Below are 16,716 nucleotides of genomic sequence, written 5' to 3'. Positions count from 1 at the left end.
TGTTGGAAATGAGAATGTTGAAGTTACAGAAATCGTAGCAGGTGAGAAGTATAATCTAAAGATGAATTATGCTGGCGAGCTTCAAGTTGATACAACTTGTGAAAAAGACCGTGTTTCAAATGGCACTATTGTTTTTAGCTGCATGATCTATGAAGAAGAAAACCACAAAGTCGATCTCGTATTTTGGAAGCAAATGGGTATCCAGGATATGATCACAATCGATCTTAACACTGGAATGGGCCTAAGAGTAAACCTCGAAAGAATTGATTAATAAATTAACATAAGGAGAAGTAAGATGAATTTTTTTAAAAAATCATTACTAGTATTAACTTTAATTTCTAATGTTTTTGCAAGTGATAGCTGTCACAACTACTTAGTTCTGTCTGAGCTAGATGGACGCGTCGACATTACAGAAAAAGTTCTAAAAGTTTTTGAAGATAAGGGTTATACATTTACAGAAGTTAAGAGTATCGAGGATTTACCATCTAATGGTGCTGTAAATTATATGACTATCTTTTCAGACCTTCATAAGTATAGAGGTGCATATACTAGTATTTCTATGCATGAGTCTTTTCTAAGAGATGGTGAAGCTGAGTATTCACAAAAAGAATCGATTCGAGTTACTAAGAAGCCTTTGTTTGGTTCTTGGGTAAAAAGCCTGATTCGATCTGTTAAGAAAAAGGTTCCTGATTGTGAATAATTAAAAAACAAGCAAGACAAAAAAGGGCCTATGACTAGGCCCTTTTTTCTAATTTAATATCTCAATAGTTTTTTCATTGTTAGCTCGATTGACTCTATAGGACGGCCAACATTATGAAATCTCGATTGGAACCCGCGCTCCTTATATTGATATTAAGGTCCAGGCTGTTGATATTTCAATCAATGCTATGAATTAGTTTGAAAATATAAAGGCCGGGAGCAGACCCAGGCTTAAATTTATTCATTGCATTCCAAACAGTTTCCTAAAATCTATTCTATCTCTTTAGATGAAATTATATATGTGCTTTTAAGTGCTTGTTTAATGGACATTTATATTATCGCGTTCGTAGTCTATAGAATGAGCTCATAAGTTCCGATAAGAAATACATAGGGGAAATTGTTATGACTAATTTAGATAAGTATTCATGTATTATTGCTTACAGTGGTTCTGCTGTCGATGATGGTACTATGGATATGTTGACTTTAGGTCGAAGTTTAACAAGACTTGGTTCAATGCTAAACGTTGCTATCTCTAAATATGCACAGGATGTCGATGATGACTTTAGTGTGAAGTTCACTAATTCAAGTGAAGGGTCTATCGAATTGTTATTCGATATTGTAAAGTACGGTTTTGAAAATTATGAAAAGCTTAATATTGCAGGTTTTGACTTTTATAATTTATCTAGTGTCATAATGTCTCTTGGTCTTTGTTCTTCTGATTATAAAAATGTTTTTGATTATATATTGCATCTTAACGGTGAAAAACCAAAGTCTGTTACAAAAAAGGGTGACAATTATTATGTTGTTAATAGTGAAGGTGTGAGAAATGTATATAATAACTGCACTTTTAACATGGCAAATGACTCACAAATTTTAACCGAAATAGCAGGTGTTGTTGCACCTGTTCTTGATATTGATCACTAAAAGGGGCGCGGGTACGAATCGAGATTTCCAGTAGTTAGCATAGATTATTCTTTGTTCATATTTATAAATATTTCAACTTTTCACCTTTTTTTCCATAGCGATGTATTCTGAAATTGTTTACTTAAAGATTTAAGATGAAGAAAAATAATGGAGGACAATTATGAAAAGATTGTTACTGGTGCTATTGTCATTAACTGCACTTTCAGCTCATTCTGCAACTTATAAGGGGCAAAATGAAATGGATCAGGCCCTTGTTGGAAATGAGAATGTTGAAGTTACAGAAATCGTAGCAGGTGAGAAGTATAATCTAAAGATGAATTATGCTGGCGAGCTTCAAGTTGATACAACTTGTGAAAAAGACCGTGTTTCAAATGGCACTATTGTTTTTAGCTGCATGATCTATGAAGAAGAAAACCACAAAGTAGATCTCGTTTTTTGGAAGCAAATGGGGATTCAGGATATGATCACAATCGATCTTAACACTGGAATGGGACTAAGAGTAAACCTAGAAAGAATTGATTAATAATAAGAGCAATAAGAGGGGCGCGGGTACCAATGAAGATTTCAGGTACTTAACTCCTAAAAAATAAATATCTAAGGCTCTTTTTGGGCCTTTTTTATTATTCTTTTAGTTAAGGCATTGTATTTATGTCTTCTTTTTTTAATATTTTTTATATATGTCTCTTTATCTTCTTTATTTGAAGAGTAACTCTTTGTAATCTCGATTGGTACCCGCGCCCCATCTGCGCCATCTGCTCATCTGCTCAATGAGGTTATCTTTCCCATTGGCCCTGAAACATCAAAGCCTGCATAAACGCAGGCTTGATGAATCAATTTATTAGCTAAAGACCGGGGGCCTGTAGCAGCGTCAAATCTTGCCTTTGGCAAGATGACCGCGGCTACTTAACTTTAAAGCCAGCAAGTGCCGCAAATGCATTATTCTTTAAAGGTGCATCGTTTTGCTTTGGCATCTTAGGCTTTCCACCACCGCGAGGCTTGCTCTGGCGAGGGCCACCTGAAGGGCGCTCATAAGTTTTCGCTTCTTCAGCACCATCTGATTTAAGAGAAAGTGCAATACGCTTTCTATCCATATCAACATCAAGAACAACAGCTGAAACTTCTTGACCTACTTTAAGAACATCAAGAGCATTATCAACAAAGTGGTCTGCCATTTGTGAAACGTGCACAAGACCGTTCTCTTTAATTCCGATGTCGACGAAGGCACCAAATTGAGTGATATTTTTTACGATACCTGGGTAGCGCTCACCAATTTTGATATCTTTGATTTCACGTGCATCTTTTCTGAATTCCGTTGTCTTAAATTCTGTACGTGGATCTTGAGAAGGTGCTGTTAGTGACTTATAAATGTCGTTTACAGTGAATTCACCAAGCTCTGCGATTAGAGACTTATCTGACTTAAGTTGGTTTGCAACAGCGTTATCAGTTGTTAGTTGCTCTAAAGTGAATCCCTTAGATTGTGCCCAGTTTTCTAACATGTCGTAGTTTTCTGGGTGAATAAATGTTGCATCTAATGGGTTTGCACCATTGTAGACTCGAAGGAAACCAGCAGCTTGTTGGAAGACCTTATCTGTGAAACGTGAAACTTTTAGGATATCGCTTCTATCTGAGAATAATCCGTTCTTATCTCTGTGCTTAACAATATTTCCAGCAACTGTTGGCCCAATACCAGAGATAAATGAAAGTAGAGGAGCTGAAGCAGTGTTAATATCAACACCAACGAAGTTTACACAACTCTCAACAACACCGTCTAGTGACTTTTTAAGTCTAACTTGGTTAACATCGTGTTGGTATTGACCAACACCAATTGATTTAGGATCAATCTTTACAAGCTCTGCAAGTGGGTCTTGGAAACGACGTCCAATTGAAATTGCTCCTCTTACCGTTGCATCTTTATCAGGGAATTCTTTCTTTGCAATAGGTGAAGCTGAATAGATTGAAGCACCATCTTCTGAGATCATTGTTGCTTTAACCTTTCCGTCTTTTACTGCTGTGACGTTATCTTCAACAAATTGAAGAGTCTCACGTCCAAAAGTTCCATTTCCAATTGCGATATATTCAACATTGAATTGTTCAATCATTGCATTAAGAATTGTTGCCGACTCACGAACCTGATTTCTAGGTGGGTGAGGGTAAACAACTGTATCAACAACAAACTTACCAGTGTTATCTACAACAACCGTTTTACATCCTGTAACAACACCTGGGTCAAGTGCAAGTACTGTCTTAGAACCAAGGTATGGTTGAAGAAGTAGGTTTTTAAGGTTTACACCAAATACATCAATTGCTGATTCATCAGAAAGCTTCTTAAGTTCTCCTTTGATCTCTAGATCAAGTGAAGAGTGGATATAGTTCTTATATGCTTTTGAAGCACAGTCAACAAGGGCCTTGTAGCTAGTCACACTTGTGTCTGCAAAGTGCTTTGATAGAATCATATTATTTGCATATTCTTCATCAAAAACGATTTCTACTTTTAGAATCTTTTCTGTTTGAGCGCGACGGATTGCTAGGAATCTGTGGGCCGCTTTTGGATCACGAAGATCTGCAACCTTTTGCTCGTACTCAAAGTAGTCTTTATATTTTTGCCAGTCTTTGATTTCTTCATAACCCTTTCTTGGAGATGATTTAATCATCGCCTGCGCCCAGTAGTCATTACGAAGAGTTTCCTTAAGCTCTGTATCGTGAGCGATTTCTTCAATGATGATATCGCATGCACCCTTTAATACATCTTCAAAAGTTGCAACTTTCTTTTCTTTATTGATGAATTTCAGTGCTTCTTTAGCAAGCTCTGGCATTGGTAGTTTTGATGTCTTCATAAGAATAGCAAATGGCTCAAGTCCTGCTTCTTTCGCGATTTGAGCTTTTGTTTTTCTCTTTGACTTAAATGGCGCGTAGATATCTTCAAGTTGGTTGATATTTGTTGCGGCCTTAATCTTCTTTTCAATCTCAGGTGTCATCATCTCTTGTTTAGTGATGGCCTCAAGAATGAAAGCACGGCGCTTTTCACGCTCGATATATTCGTCGTATTTTTCTTGGATTAGACGGATTTGTTCTTCATCTAAACCACCTGTTTTATCTTTACGGTAACGTGTGATGAATGGGACAGTACAGTCTTCAACAAGTAACATGGCAAGAACGGCCATAATTTGTTTTGCTGTGATTTCTGTGTTGTCTACACAAAAGAGGACTGCATTTTGGTCAATAACGTCCATTGGGTTTTTTGCGGCTGTTGTTGTCGTCTCTGACATAATTCATACTCCATTAACTAAATTTGAATTAAAATTGTATAGTTATTGAATTTGGAATGACAATTAAAAACTTGAGTAAAATCGACTGGTTAACTTAAAAATATTGATGTAAGAAGTATTTATGAAAAAATATTATGACTATATTGTAGTTGGTGATGGTATTGCAGGCCGCGCCATTTTATATTTTCTAACGAAGAAGTACCCAAATGCTAAGATCGCCCAAGTCTTTGATGATGAAGGCTTTCCTGCATGTTCCACTCGAACGACAAGTGTTGTTTCCTTTGGTCTATTTGAAGAAGGAATCTCAAAACTTGGTGATATTCTCTTTCACGCTCATGAATTTTTAAAAAACTTTGTTGAAAAAGAACAACCTCCAGGTGTCTATTCTTGTAAACAATATTATTTACCGCCTAATATTAAGGATGACCCTTTAAAATTCAAGCAATTTGAGGCCCGCTATGGAACTGACTTTGTTAACTTTAAGAATCAGAAGATGGTTGCTAAGGATGCATATGTTATTAATCCTCGTGAACTTTTAGGCTTTTTTAAGAGTGATGTTAAAATAATAAAAGCTAGAGTGACTGCAGTTAATAAAGGTGAAGTGCAAACAAGCCTTGGTCACTTTGAAGCTACTAAGATTATTCTTGCTACTAGCGCTTATACATCACTAATCTTCAAAGATAAGAATCTTCCTGAAGGCAAGCCAGTTAAGGGGACTTATTTTAGCTGGGATATTGACTTAAATGAAGATTCATTTGTTCTTTCTCGTGGCCACTATAATTTAATTTACCGCGCTCAAGATAATCTTCTACTTTTCGGGGCAAATTCTATAGAAGGCCTTAGTCATCTTCATTCTCCTAAAGAGGTATATGAAAAGTTAGAAATATTCCAAGACTTATTTCCTGAATTTTCAAAGCTTGATAAGCCGAATATTCACACAGGTATTCGCCATAAAGGTAAGAGGCGTACTCCTTTTTGTGGAGAGGTTAGAGAAGGTATCTACGCTCTTAATGCCCTTTATAAGAATGGTTGGAGTGCAGGTATTTCCTTGGCCAAAGATTTAGTGGATAGGCTCTAGATTCTCTGAACGGTTTGCTCTAATCTCTTCAAGAACGTAGTCCCACATTTGTGTGCGAAGCTTTAGGGAATCAAGTGCAATTTGAGTTGCTTGATCTTCTTTTTCCTTAGAGTCACAAAGCTGTGTTAGAAGCTTTCCTGCAAGGTCTCCGTGTTCGTCACCATCAAGTTCAATATGGCGAACTAGGTAGTGTTTAAAATAAGGAGCATTAATATTTTTTTCTTCTAAAACATTAACAAATGGTTGAAATAGATCTGGGATCAAGTTCTCTCTTCCATAGAAGAATGCTGAAGCAACAGCACTTGGGTGCGCATTTGTTACTAGGTTTAGGTTAAATGCCGTAAATTTTGCAATCTCTTGTGGAAGTTCTTCAAAAGAAAAATCCTTAAAGAAATTTTCGATCGGAGCAGTATCTGCACCAACTTCTTTCATAGCATTTAAGTACATTGTGAAGTGATCAATATGGCCTCCATTTAAGTCCTCATCACTTTCTTCACCAAGAACGATTTCATTGATAAAACGTACGCATTCTTTATCATACTTAGAGGGCATCCACGGAGTTGTCACACATGTAACTTCTCTTTGTAGACCTTTTAAAAGAGACATAAAATCCCACACAGCAAAGACATGCCATTTCATCAGAATTTTTACATCTTCAATATCATTGATATTTGTATAAAGTGGGTGAGCACAAAGCTCATTATGGGCGTTTTGAATTGCTATATTGACCGTTTTCATATGCGGCCAATATAGCTTAAAATATCTCTTTCATAAAGCTTAGAATCTTAATTATGAAATAAGTGATGAAAATCAGGTCTTGTTAATGAGCGACGTCTACGTGGACCGTTGCGTCGTCCACCTTGCATCTGAAGTCTCTGATTATACTTCTTATCTTCAATATATTTTTCATACTTTGCTGCGTCTTCTTTCCGGTAAGCCTCAAGCTCATAAAACATTTCATTAAATGAGAGAATTCCACCGGCCTGTTTTTCTGCCTGAGTGATTCTGTCGTAGAGTTTTTCTCCAACTTGATCTAGAACCACGAAAAGATCGATTTGTTTTGAACCTAAATTAAGAGGAAATTTTTCTTCAAGATTTACATCTGCTACAAATTTGATAATCCCTCGACTGATAACAGAGCGGCGAGCAAGCCAAGCAAAGTCATTTCCTAATTTTGTGCCAAAGCTTGGATCAAATTCATACTTTTCTTTTTCCATCCATTCAAAGATCTTTGATAGAATCGCATCTTTATAGCGTGTATCTTTGAGTTTATCTGGGTTTCTCCATTCGGCAACAAGATCAAAACGAGAATCAAATTGAATCTCTCCAGGTCCAAAAGTTTTAAATTTTGAGATATTTTCTTTTGTTACCTTAAGCCCAAAGTCTTGTAGAAATGAGAGAAGGGCCGGATTAAATGTTGTTTTAAACTCTGGTATATCCATATCTGTGCCATTTAGCTTCGAGTTGGCGACTTTGTATCCATGATAGATAACTTCCGAACAAAAGATTTGTGAGTCATCTGTGTAATCCATGGCAAAATCATATGGGATATTTTCTTTGTTTTTATTTGTGAAGTTTGTGAATCGCTCGTGCATCTCTTTGGCCGCAAGGTGTGCTAGTTTAGCGTCTTTGTGACGAAAGACCACGGTACGAGAGTTTGCCTGGTCAAGGTGAACTTGAAATGGAGCGGCCACATTCCCGACTTCAATATGGGCCTCTGACGTAAAAAGCTCTCCAGTCTTCTTATCTTTATAAACTAATGTTAAGTGTGAGAATTGATGGTCATCGTCGCCGATTCTTGCGATAGCAGCGCTTGAATAGGCATTACCTCGAGAAAGTATAATATCTCCGGATTTGAGATCGGCCGGGCCTGCAAAGCTATATTCTGGGTTAACCATGAAATGAATAGGAGAGTCACCGTCAAAGTTTAGGGTTGTAAATTTGCGAGGAACTTTACCTTTTGGCCTTGATGCGTAGTATGACTCGATAAAGTAGTCTTCAAGATATCGAAGGGCCCTAAAGGTATCTTTAACGCCTTTTAGACACTCTTTTTCATCTTGATCGAGACCATTTGAGCTATTGAGATCTTTAAGTTTCTCTTTGAGATCCAATCGAATATTGAAAGATGCGTTCACAAAATCCTGCATCTGAAATTGAGAAAATTCTGAAAAATCGATATCTGTTGATTTTATCGAAAAGAGCTTGTTGTAGTAATGTTTAGTCTTAGTCGCACATTCAGCAGGGGATTTTACGCTTTTAGAGACTTGAGTATGCATCTCGTGCATCAGGGAGTCAAAATTCGAGCTCTTTAAGGAGCTAGGCATTCGATAGGACTTTTGATTACAGGAAGCTATTAGTGTCGAGAAGAGAAGTGCTCCTGCGATACCTGTAAGTTTCTGATTTTTCATACTTTTCCCCCATAAATCTGAAAACTTCAATAAACTAAATAATCAAAATTGAACATGACTCAATAAATTTTTATCGGATTTTACCTTTTAAAACTTAAGTATTATTATCAAGTATAGAGAGATTTATTTATGACAAGCAATAAAAGTGAAGAAGTACATTATCGAATTTTAAACGCAGTAACAAAATTAGAAGTTGCTAAGGGACACCTGAATTGGAAAATCGCTGAGGTGGCAAAAGAGGCCGACGTAACTCGCTCCCTCATCTATTATTATTTAGGCAAGGAGAAGGACGTTATTCTTAAAGAAGCTGTGAAGTATATGATTTCTCGTATCTTTAATCTTTCTCAAGAAAACTCAGTTGGAATTCGCGAGCGTATTAAGATTGTTCGTAAACAAATTATTCAAATGCCATATCTGCTTGCTCTCTATATGATCAATAAAGGTGCCGGTAATGAGCTTTCAGATATTATCGTGGAGGCCGAGGCCGAGTTATTCGAGCTTCTAAAAAAGAAGTATCCAAATGTTGATCCTCGTGAGCATTTAAAAATTTATCTAATGGAGTTAGGGGTGTGTCTTTACCGCGATGTGGATGACGACACTCTTGATTATATCTTTTCAAAATACGATAGTTTTGAAGCAAAGTAATTTATATAAAAAAGGCCGCTTATCTAAGCGGCCTTTATATTTCTAGCAAAAGTCTACTGATGCATGATTATATTCATCAGGTGGAAGCTCACAATTATCTTCAGAGAAGTTGTGATCTCCGCCATTCTTAATTGGATCATACTTCTCAACCGTACCTGGGATAGCTTGATCATCGATTAAGTCGTGGTTGCTATCAAATGCTTCTTTGTAATTCTTGTAAACATCTAGCATATACACATCTGGTGACTGAGTCTTTCTTTCTTTGATGTTAAACATCGAGCTTGAAGCTTTTGATAAGAAGTCAGTAAACTTATAAAGTGTCTTTCTTCCTCTAAACATCATTGTGTATTGGTTTTCTGTCATTCCAAGTCTATCTCTTAGGATTGAGTTGAATTGGAAGCCTTCTCCAGTAAAGTACCATGTTTCTTCAAGTCTTTCTTTTCCGGCCTTTGGCTTACATACCTTGTAACGAATCGGGTTGTTTACAGCTACGTACTGTAGTGATCCACCTAGTCCGTGATTTCCACTTCCGTACATTTGTGAGCTTACCCATTCAGCTTTAAACTTAGAAGTCCCTTCGATCATAAAACACTGGTGTGTTCTTGCTTCAAAGTTTAGTGTAATTGCTTCAGCGTATAGGTCAATTGATTGTCCGTTGTCACTTCTATTATTGTCACCATTTGACTTATCAAGTGACCATGAAGTTGACCAGTCATAACCAGCTGATACTCCAACTCCTCCACCTACAGGTGAGTTTTCACCAAATGGAAGTTTGAAGTCAAGTTTTGCTCCAACACCTGTCTTGTATCCGTGTGAGAATCCAACTCTTCTGTTTTCTGTAAAGTAAGTTCCGCTTCCTGTCGATTTAGAAATTCTAATAGTATTAGAGTGACTAACTCTTGGCTTAGATAGAATTTCTTGAACGTGACTTACTGGAGTAATCATCATGAATTCCCATGGAGACTCAATACATTTTCTCATATTGTAATCTGAGTAAGTCTTCCAGATTAATCCTGTCTTTTCTTGGTTAAAGAATGTACCACACAGTTTTGCAAGTGTTGCAGCATCGTATTGGTCTTCATAAAGCTTAGAGATTTCTCTCGCTGTTAGCTTATTTTCTTCAATTAGTTTCTTATTAAGTCCATTGTGATCTACTTTGATTGTTTCATCATAAAGCTCGTGCTTTTTAAGTTCATCTGAGAAGATCGCTTCAGAACTCTTGTTGTATCTAGGAGCCAGTTTTGCTGCAATGATATCTTTCTTAGTAACACCTTTTACATCGTTAGATAGTTTTTCAAGGTAGTTTTCTAGTTGAACCATTTCAGTCATTTTTTTCGAAATTTTTGTATTTGTATAATCCTTAGCTTCAAACTCATCCGTCACTTGAAGTTGCGTGTGAAGGATTGAGTGGAATGTTTTTGATGAAGCATGGAATGTACCTGCTGCCCAAGCTGGACGAGGTGCAGTTCTTGGATCATCTCCTTCTCTTAAAATTGGTGATAACTTAATTGCCGCATAAGTTCTTGTGTGGATATATGGCATGTCCACAAACTTGATTGGCATATCTATTCTTGCCTTAAGAAGGTTGTTTTCAACGTCGACTTCACGTGAAGCAACAGAGATCAGCTTAAACTTATGCTTGTTCTCGTTTGTTAAATCAATATCACCTTGAAGTGGAGCTAGAAAGTATACTTCAAGCTTAAGCTTTCCTTGGTAGAAAGGCTCAATTGGGTTCATGTGGTGTACGTAGTTACCGTAGTTAACCTTTGGGTACATCTTAACGATAAATGACTTCTCAATTACTAGATCAAGGTTCTTGTTTAGGTGGAAACCATTGTTATTATCGTGTCCTAGGAAGCTATAGTTAACTTCATCAACGAATAGTCTTGCTCTTTGATTGTTATTATCTTTTTCACACTTTCCTGTTCTTGAAACTTCAGCGAAAATCCAACCATTGTTCGACCATGGGTAAAGACATAGTCCACGTGTTACTTTTGCATTTTGAAGTGTTTCATTTTGTACTTCAATTTCAAGGTTAAAAGGAATACGACGAGTATTCGTGTATCTCTCGTGTTCAAGGTAGAACTTGATTTCTCCACATCCAGACTCATCAAGTTGACCATCTGTGATGTCATACATTTCTGTTACAGCGTGATCTTCACCATTTTCTTGTTTTTCAAGGTTAATTAGTCTTGCCTTAACGAACTCATTTGAAAGTGAGCTTCCATTGGCCTTAAGGTTAAGACAACCGTTAACAACAACTTTTTGATCAATGATTAAATTATCGTTTCTTGGATCAACTTGACCAAAACCTTTTGGCGTAATTTTAACGTTCTTAACATTGATGATCTCATTCGAACTAAGACGAGAGTTGTTAAGAGATGTTTTCATTACATAATTATTTCTATGAATAATACTATTTGTGTATTGATTCATCGATAGTTTTAGGTCATATGAAATATTAGCACTTGAAGCAAGTGTAATAACTCTTTCTCCCATCGGTAGATATGTGTTTGGTAGTGAATAGTCCATTGAGATAGGCTCATCCCAAAAGATACAACTATTATTATCAGCAGTTTTTTCTACAGTTTGAAAATTTTCTCCTGAAATGTAGAAAGTTTGATACTGAAGGCTTTTGCCTAGTTTTGAACTTAGACATGCTTTTACGTGAAAAGTCTTACCGTAAGCGATTCTAGACTTCATTGATGTCTTATCCTCAGTAACACCTTCTACAGTGAAACGTGAAACAGACACAAGAGCACTTTCATTTGCAGAAGCTTTAAGCTTTCTTGCAAGTTGCTGTCTTTCGTCGTTGGAAGTGTCACTTCCACAACTAACTAGCGACGTTAGTGCAAGCATTGAAATGCTTAGGAGAGTGATGTTCTTCATGTTCTTACAAAATGTCATATTCTTTCCTTAGGGAGATTGTGTAAACTTGTTCGTCACTGTAACCATCAATTAAGTACGCTGAGTCAAGGTTTCCGAGTACAGTGCGATTAATATATGTAAATTCAGTTCTAAAGCCTTTTTGAGTTTCTAATCCAAATCCTGCCGCATAACCTTTGTAGTCATTTGAGAAGATTCCACCGCGGTAAAATGCTGGAGCTGTATCTGCTTGGTTTTCAAATGCTAGGGCCTTAAGAGTTAACTTCTTGTCACCCAGATTTGTTTTGAAATCGATTCTATATGAATAACCAGTATTCTTATCAACAGGTACAACTGTTTCAGTGTTCTTGATATATGATCCAGAAAGCTTAAGAGAATTACTACCTAGAGCGATCTCAGCACTTGCGTTTGCAAACATACCAGTGAAGTCATATAGGTAAAGACTTTGATCAATTGGTGTACCGATGCTAACTGAGTTCCCCCAGTAGTAGTCTTTATTGGCAAGATCACCTGATAATTTCTTGTAACGGTAAGTACCAACAGCACCGCCCATTCTTAAAGATTTTGATAGGTAAGTGATATCAGCAGATTCAGAGAAGAATTGTGGATCACCTGAATCATCAATATTAAAAGTTTCTCTTAAAATTGCATTTTGTGGTTTGGCCTGTGTTGCTTGAAGACGCAAATAAAAATTTCCAACTTTCGTTGTCAAAACTTCTCTAGCACCAATAAACGATGTACCACCGTTAATGAATGGTGAGATATATTGACGCTTAGTTGAGTTATCAAGTGCACCTGCACTGATTTTAACAAAACTAAGTGGCCTAAAATCAAAATACCCATAGTCATAAGTAAACTTTGGCTTATAGGTTTTTACTCTCTCAGCTTCTTGTGAAGAGGAGTTACCTGACTGATAGCTAAAACCACCACTGAAGTTGAAGTCGACACTGTCTACTACCTCAGCTTCTAGCTCAAGATTCATCTTAGTTTGATAAACACTTCCTTTATCAGTTCTTGAATCAAGTGCACCATAATCAGCACCAAGCTCTAGTCCTACATTTTTAAATCCAGCATCTTTTAGGGAAGAACTAAGTCCTTCTGTAAAGATCTTTGCCGAATCGTTCTGTGCGAAAGCTTGGGCCTGGCCTATTAATGCCAGTAAAATTAAATGTTTAGTTACGTTTTTCGCTTTAATCATGTCATTCCTATTTGTTTTGATACTAAAATAGATGCAGGAATGATGCCATGTATCATGAAACAAGTTCATGGGTGTAAAAAGTTTAAACTGCTGAAATGTGGTGTAAGTATTGAGATTTAGTTTAGTAACACACTGTTAAAGAGCTAAACAGTGTATAAAACTTGAACAAACACAGGTTTTTAGTGTTTACTTAAGCATTGATAATTTATTGGAATTAGATAAGAAGAAAATGGTGCGAAAGGGCAGATTTGAACTGCCGACCTACGGGATATGAATCCGTCGCTCTAACCAACTGAGCTACATTCGCACATTTCGATTGATTAGGATATTAATAACTTGCGCCTCGTATGTCAATATTATAATTTATCAAAAAGTTAAATTTTGTGAAAAAAATAGCAATGAATATAAAACCTAAACAAAATAAATCACATTATCTCTTAACCAGAATGATGTCTCACTTCAAAAAATTCAACCTTGAAATGGGCCTTGATTTTGACCTTCCCATGGCCGTGTCATGTAGTGGAGGAGTCGACTCTATGGTTTTGGCCCATATGCTAATTCATGCAGGTGCAAAAGACCTAAGACTTTTACATATTGATCATGGCACAAGAAGTGAAATCAAAGACGAAATTAGTCTTATTTCAAATTTCGCTAAGAGATATGATTTAGAATTTAAGTCATATAAAGTTGAACAACTTTCTTTAAAGACAAAAAACTTTGAATCAGTTGCACGTAAAAAAAGATATCAATTATTATTATCGGGCCTTAGAGAGAATGAGCTGCTACTTACTGGCCATCATCTTGATGACTGTTTTGAGTGGTCACTTATGCAGCAGTTTAAATCGTCTGCAAAGCATATTGATTTAGGAATGCCGTATCGTAATGGCAATATCTATAGGCCATTATTTGCTTTTTCTAAAAATCATATTCTGAAATATGCCAAGCTCACTAATTTAGAGTGGCTTGAGGATCGATCAAACGAAGACACCCGTTATGAGCGCAATTTTATAAGGCATTTAACTAAAAGCTCCATTGCTAAGCGCTTTCCAAGTTATCTTAAGCACTATTGTAATCGCATGAATCGACTTAAGGCCATAAAAGACGAGAGGGCAGAGATTCATCATTTCAAGCTCTTAAAAAGAGAGTGGGGAATTCTCATTGAATTTGATGGTGTTATTAATGAGGACCTAGAGCAGCTGATATTATCACAGTCAGATTCATTGAAAGGTAAAACTCATTCACAATTTGAGAAACTTCGCTCACTTATAAAGTCATCAAGTATTGGCCCGTTAACTTTCAGTGGTGGTGTTCGCGTTTTCAATTTCAAAAACCACTTGGCCGTCGTAAGAAAGGGCCAGCAGATGAGCTTTAGTTTAAAATGTTCGCAGATTCCTGAAGGCATTCCATTCTTGTCAAATAACACAAGTGCGAAGCATTCACTTAAGAAGTGTCCTATAGCTGATAGGGATGGTGATCTAAACAAGAGCTTTTCGCAAATTCTCCTGCCAGTTCATTATTCATGGCGTAAAAAGGGTAAAGTTTTAGTTTGGCTTTAAATTACTAGGCTTGACACCACCGAAAATGATACCATTTTAATAACTATGAGGTTACAATGTAGCTTTATATTTTATTAAGAATTGTAATTAGTTAGTGAATATTTGATTAAATAGTTAATGTGAAAATTAATTAAAAAGGATTTTAATGAAAGGACAAAACAAAACACTCCTCCTATGGATTATCTTAATCCTTATGTTTGCGGCCATCGCTAAAATTTCTTCTGAAAGCCGCCAGGTATATAAGCCTGTTACATACCCGGACTTCGTAAGTGCTATTAAAGGTAAGCATGTCGATAAAGTTGTACTTAAGGGTAAGGATAAGATCTTAGGTAAATTTAAGGACGGCTATGAGAATGGTGCTTGGTTTGAAGCAACAGGAACGACAGGGGCCGAAACTTTTAAAATTTTAGAGTCGCACGGAATCTACCCAGAGTACGAAGCAGAAGAGAAACAAAATGTTATCACGACATTCTTGCTGCACTGGGGTCCGATGATTTTCCTATTCCTCATTGTTATCTTCTTTCTTCGCCAACTGCAAGCCGGTGGTGGAAAGGCCATGAGCTTTGGGAAGTCTAAGGCACGTATGCTTTCACCACACGACAAGAAAGTTACGTTTTCAGATGTCTCTGGTGTTGAAGAAGCAAAAGAAGAACTTGAAGAAGTTGTCGACTTCCTAAAAGATCCAAAGAAGTACACTAACCTAGGGGGAAAGATTCCTAAAGGTGTTATCCTTGTAGGTCCTCCAGGTACTGGTAAAACTCTTCTTGCAAGAGCAGTTGCTGGAGAAGCTGGTGTGCCATTCTTTTCTATCTCAGGTTCTGACTTTGTTGAAATGTTCGTAGGTGTTGGTGCCTCTCGTGTACGTGACTTATTTGAACAGGGTAAGAAGAACGCTCCTTGTATTATCTTTATAGATGAGATCGATGCAGTTGGACGCCACCGTGGACACGGTATGGGTGGTGGACACGATGAGCGTGAGCAAACGCTAAACCAACTTCTTGTTGAAATGGATGGTTTCGAATCAAATGAAGGAGTTATCCTTATTGCGGCAACAAACAGAATTGACGTACTTGATAAGGCCCTACTGAGACCAGGTCGATTTGATAGACGTGTAACTGTTGGCCCTCCTGATGTTCGTGGACGTCTTGGAATTCTAAAGGTTCACACAAAGAAGACTCCACTTGATACAGCAGTTGATCTTGAAGTTATTGCAAAGGGAACTCCTGGTTTTACTGGTGCAGACCTTGCAAACTTAGTTAACGAAGCTGCGCTATTTGCTGCTCGTTACGGCAAGAAAGTTCTTCAAATGATCGATTTTGAACAAGCTAAAGATAAGGTTCTTATGGGGCCTGAGAGAAAGTCGATGGTACTTTCAGACCTTGAGAAAAAAGTAACAGCTTATCATGAAGCAGGACACACTCTTGTTGGGATGAATCTTCCAAAGACAGATCCTATTCACAAGGTATCAATCATGCCTCGTGGTGGAGCTTTAGGTGTAACTCAAACTCTTCCTAATGAAGATATGCACAATCTAACTCTTGAAAAAGCAGAAAATTTCATTGCTTTCCTAATGGGTGGACGTGTAGCTGAAGAAATCGTATTTAACGAAATCTCAAATGGTGCTTCAAATGATATTGAACGTGCAACTCAACTTGCTTCAAGCATGGTATGCTCTTGGGGGATGAGTTCTAAAATGGGACCGCGTAACTTTCATCAACCAGGAAGTTCTCCTTTTGGTTCGACTGCTCCAAGTGAAGGTGTCGGATACTCTGAGGAAACAGCTCGTGAAATTGATACTGAGATCACTCGCTTCCTAGATGAGAACTACAAGCTTGCTAAGAAGATCCTAACTGACCATCGCGATGCTCTAGACAGAATTGCAGAAGGCCTAATTGTTTGGGAAACTCTTGATTCTAAGCAAATTGAAGCATTAATTGCAGGTGAAGATATTGGTGTCCCTCTTGTTGAAGAAGTAAGTAATGGACCAACGCCGGCACAAAAGCCAGCAGGTGACTCAAATGTTTCTAAACCAATTGATGATCCGAAATTAGCATAA

13 protein-coding genes and 1 tRNA gene are annotated in these 16,716 nt (G+C 37.2%); 8 read left to right on the top strand and 6 right to left on the bottom strand.

From position 1 onward, the window contains the following. The 4 genes from M902_RS16615 to M902_RS07350 form a co-directional block, all read left to right on the top strand. Nucleotides 1-271, top strand: a 271-nt coding sequence (locus tag M902_RS16615; RefSeq protein ID WP_040314294.1) for a hypothetical protein, incomplete at its 5' end; no start/stop codon positions are given. Between the two features lie 24 nt (nucleotides 272-295). Beyond that, nucleotides 296-700 (top strand): hypothetical protein, encoded by a 405-nt coding sequence (locus M902_RS07360; protein ID WP_021266629.1) that lies wholly within the window; start codon nucleotides 296-298, stop codon nucleotides 698-700. A 401-nt stretch (nucleotides 701-1,101) separates the two neighbouring features. Then, entirely contained in the window at nucleotides 1,102-1,623 is a 522-nt protein-coding gene (locus M902_RS07355) for a hypothetical protein (protein ID WP_021266616.1), read from the top strand. Nucleotides 1,624-1,783: 160 nt separating this feature from the next. After that, nucleotides 1,784-2,146, top strand: a complete 363-nt coding sequence (locus M902_RS07350) for a hypothetical protein (RefSeq protein WP_021266782.1) — start codon at nucleotides 1,784-1,786, stop codon at nucleotides 2,144-2,146. Between the two features lie 376 nt (nucleotides 2,147-2,522). Here M902_RS07350 and M902_RS07345 read toward each other — a convergent pair whose 3' ends face one another. Beyond that, nucleotides 2,523-4,889 carry a Tex family protein gene (locus M902_RS07345; RefSeq protein ID WP_021266612.1) on the bottom strand — a complete coding sequence of 789 codons (2,367 nt, stop codon included), beginning with the start codon at nucleotides 4,887-4,889 and terminating at the stop codon, nucleotides 2,523-2,525. Nucleotides 4,890-5,010: 121 nt separating this feature from the next. Between M902_RS07345 and M902_RS07340 the strand changes: the two genes are divergently transcribed. Further along, on the top strand, nucleotides 5,011-5,967 hold the full coding sequence (locus M902_RS07340) for an FAD-dependent oxidoreductase (protein WP_021266927.1): 957 nt from the start codon (nucleotides 5,011-5,013) through the stop codon (nucleotides 5,965-5,967). On the opposite strand, the gene M902_RS07335 is transcribed toward M902_RS07340, so the two are convergent. Then, nucleotides 5,950-6,705 carry a DUF3050 domain-containing protein gene (locus M902_RS07335; protein WP_021266551.1) on the bottom strand — a complete coding sequence of 252 codons (756 nt, stop codon included), beginning with the start codon at nucleotides 6,703-6,705 and terminating at the stop codon, nucleotides 5,950-5,952. The two genes, M902_RS07340 and M902_RS07335, sit on opposite strands and share 18 nt — an antisense overlap. 47 nt (nucleotides 6,706-6,752) lie before the next feature. Continuing rightward, nucleotides 6,753-8,375, bottom strand: coding sequence for a YiiX/YebB-like N1pC/P60 family cysteine hydrolase (locus M902_RS07330; protein ID WP_021266704.1), 1,623 nt, complete (start codon nucleotides 8,373-8,375; stop codon nucleotides 6,753-6,755). Nucleotides 8,376-8,504: 129 nt separating this feature from the next. Here M902_RS07330 and M902_RS07325 point away from each other — a divergent pair, with 129 nt between their 5' ends. Then, the gene (locus M902_RS07325) at nucleotides 8,505-9,020 is read left to right on the top strand and encodes a TetR/AcrR family transcriptional regulator (RefSeq protein WP_021266649.1); all 516 of its coding nucleotides are present in this window, start codon (nucleotides 8,505-8,507) and stop codon (nucleotides 9,018-9,020) included. Between the two features lie 42 nt (nucleotides 9,021-9,062). Here M902_RS07325 and M902_RS07320 read toward each other — a convergent pair whose 3' ends face one another. The 3 genes from M902_RS07320 to M902_RS07310 form a co-directional block, all read right to left on the bottom strand. Continuing rightward, entirely contained in the window at nucleotides 9,063-11,927 is a 2,865-nt protein-coding gene (locus tag M902_RS07320; protein WP_021266735.1) for a hypothetical protein, read from the bottom strand. Beyond that, the gene (locus M902_RS07315; protein ID WP_021266921.1) at nucleotides 11,914-13,104 is read right to left on the bottom strand and encodes a hypothetical protein; all 1,191 of its coding nucleotides are present in this window, start codon (nucleotides 13,102-13,104) and stop codon (nucleotides 11,914-11,916) included. The genes M902_RS07320 and M902_RS07315 overlap by 14 nt, the downstream gene beginning before the upstream one ends. Before the next feature lie 230 nt (nucleotides 13,105-13,334). After that, nucleotides 13,335-13,411: transfer RNA gene (locus M902_RS07310), tRNA-Met, on the bottom strand. A 91-nt stretch (nucleotides 13,412-13,502) separates the two neighbouring features. On the opposite strand from M902_RS07310, the gene tilS reads away from it, so the two are divergent. Both tilS and ftsH read left to right on the top strand, forming a co-directional pair. Beyond that, nucleotides 13,503-14,660: a tRNA lysidine(34) synthetase TilS gene (gene tilS / locus M902_RS07305; RefSeq protein ID WP_084710482.1), complete on the top strand. Its 1,158-nt coding sequence runs from the start codon at nucleotides 13,503-13,505 to the stop codon at nucleotides 14,658-14,660. Nucleotides 14,661-14,805: 145 nt separating this feature from the next. Beyond that, the gene (gene ftsH, locus M902_RS07300; protein WP_021267016.1) at nucleotides 14,806-16,716 is read left to right on the top strand and encodes an ATP-dependent zinc metalloprotease FtsH; all 1,911 of its coding nucleotides are present in this window, start codon (nucleotides 14,806-14,808) and stop codon (nucleotides 16,714-16,716) included.

Origin of the sequence: Bacteriovorax sp. BAL6_X, assembly GCF_000443995.1 — a bacterium.
In the GTDB taxonomy this organism is placed as follows: domain Bacteria; phylum Bdellovibrionota; class Bacteriovoracia; order Bacteriovoracales; family Bacteriovoracaceae; genus Halobacteriovorax_A.
Note: the sequence above shows the minus strand (reverse complement) of the source record. Positions and strands in the feature narration are given on the sequence as shown.

Excerpts from the sequence above, each read along its gene's own strand:
- M902_RS07360 (WP_021266629.1), top strand. The coding sequence starts at position 296 with ATGAATTTTTTTAAAAAATCATTACTAGTATTAACTTTAATTTCTAAT.
- M902_RS07355 (WP_021266616.1), top strand. The coding sequence starts at position 1,102 with ATGACTAATTTAGATAAGTATTCATGTATTATTGCTTACAGTGGTTCT.
- M902_RS07350 (WP_021266782.1), top strand. The coding sequence starts at position 1,784 with ATGAAAAGATTGTTACTGGTGCTATTGTCATTAACTGCACTTTCAGCT.
- M902_RS07345 (WP_021266612.1), bottom strand. The coding sequence starts at position 4,889 with ATGTCAGAGACGACAACAACAGCCGCAAAAAACCCAATGGACGTTATT.
- M902_RS07340 (WP_021266927.1), top strand. The coding sequence starts at position 5,011 with ATGAAAAAATATTATGACTATATTGTAGTTGGTGATGGTATTGCAGGC.
- M902_RS07335 (WP_021266551.1), bottom strand. The coding sequence starts at position 6,705 with ATGAAAACGGTCAATATAGCAATTCAAAACGCCCATAATGAGCTTTGT.
- M902_RS07330 (WP_021266704.1), bottom strand. The coding sequence starts at position 8,375 with ATGAAAAATCAGAAACTTACAGGTATCGCAGGAGCACTTCTCTTCTCG.
- M902_RS07325 (WP_021266649.1), top strand. The coding sequence starts at position 8,505 with ATGACAAGCAATAAAAGTGAAGAAGTACATTATCGAATTTTAAACGCA.
- M902_RS07320 (WP_021266735.1), bottom strand. The coding sequence starts at position 11,927 with ATGACATTTTGTAAGAACATGAAGAACATCACTCTCCTAAGCATTTCA.
- M902_RS07315 (WP_021266921.1), bottom strand. The coding sequence starts at position 13,104 with ATGATTAAAGCGAAAAACGTAACTAAACATTTAATTTTACTGGCATTA.
- tilS (WP_084710482.1), top strand. The coding sequence starts at position 13,503 with ATGAATATAAAACCTAAACAAAATAAATCACATTATCTCTTAACCAGA.
- ftsH (WP_021267016.1), top strand. The coding sequence starts at position 14,806 with ATGAAAGGACAAAACAAAACACTCCTCCTATGGATTATCTTAATCCTT.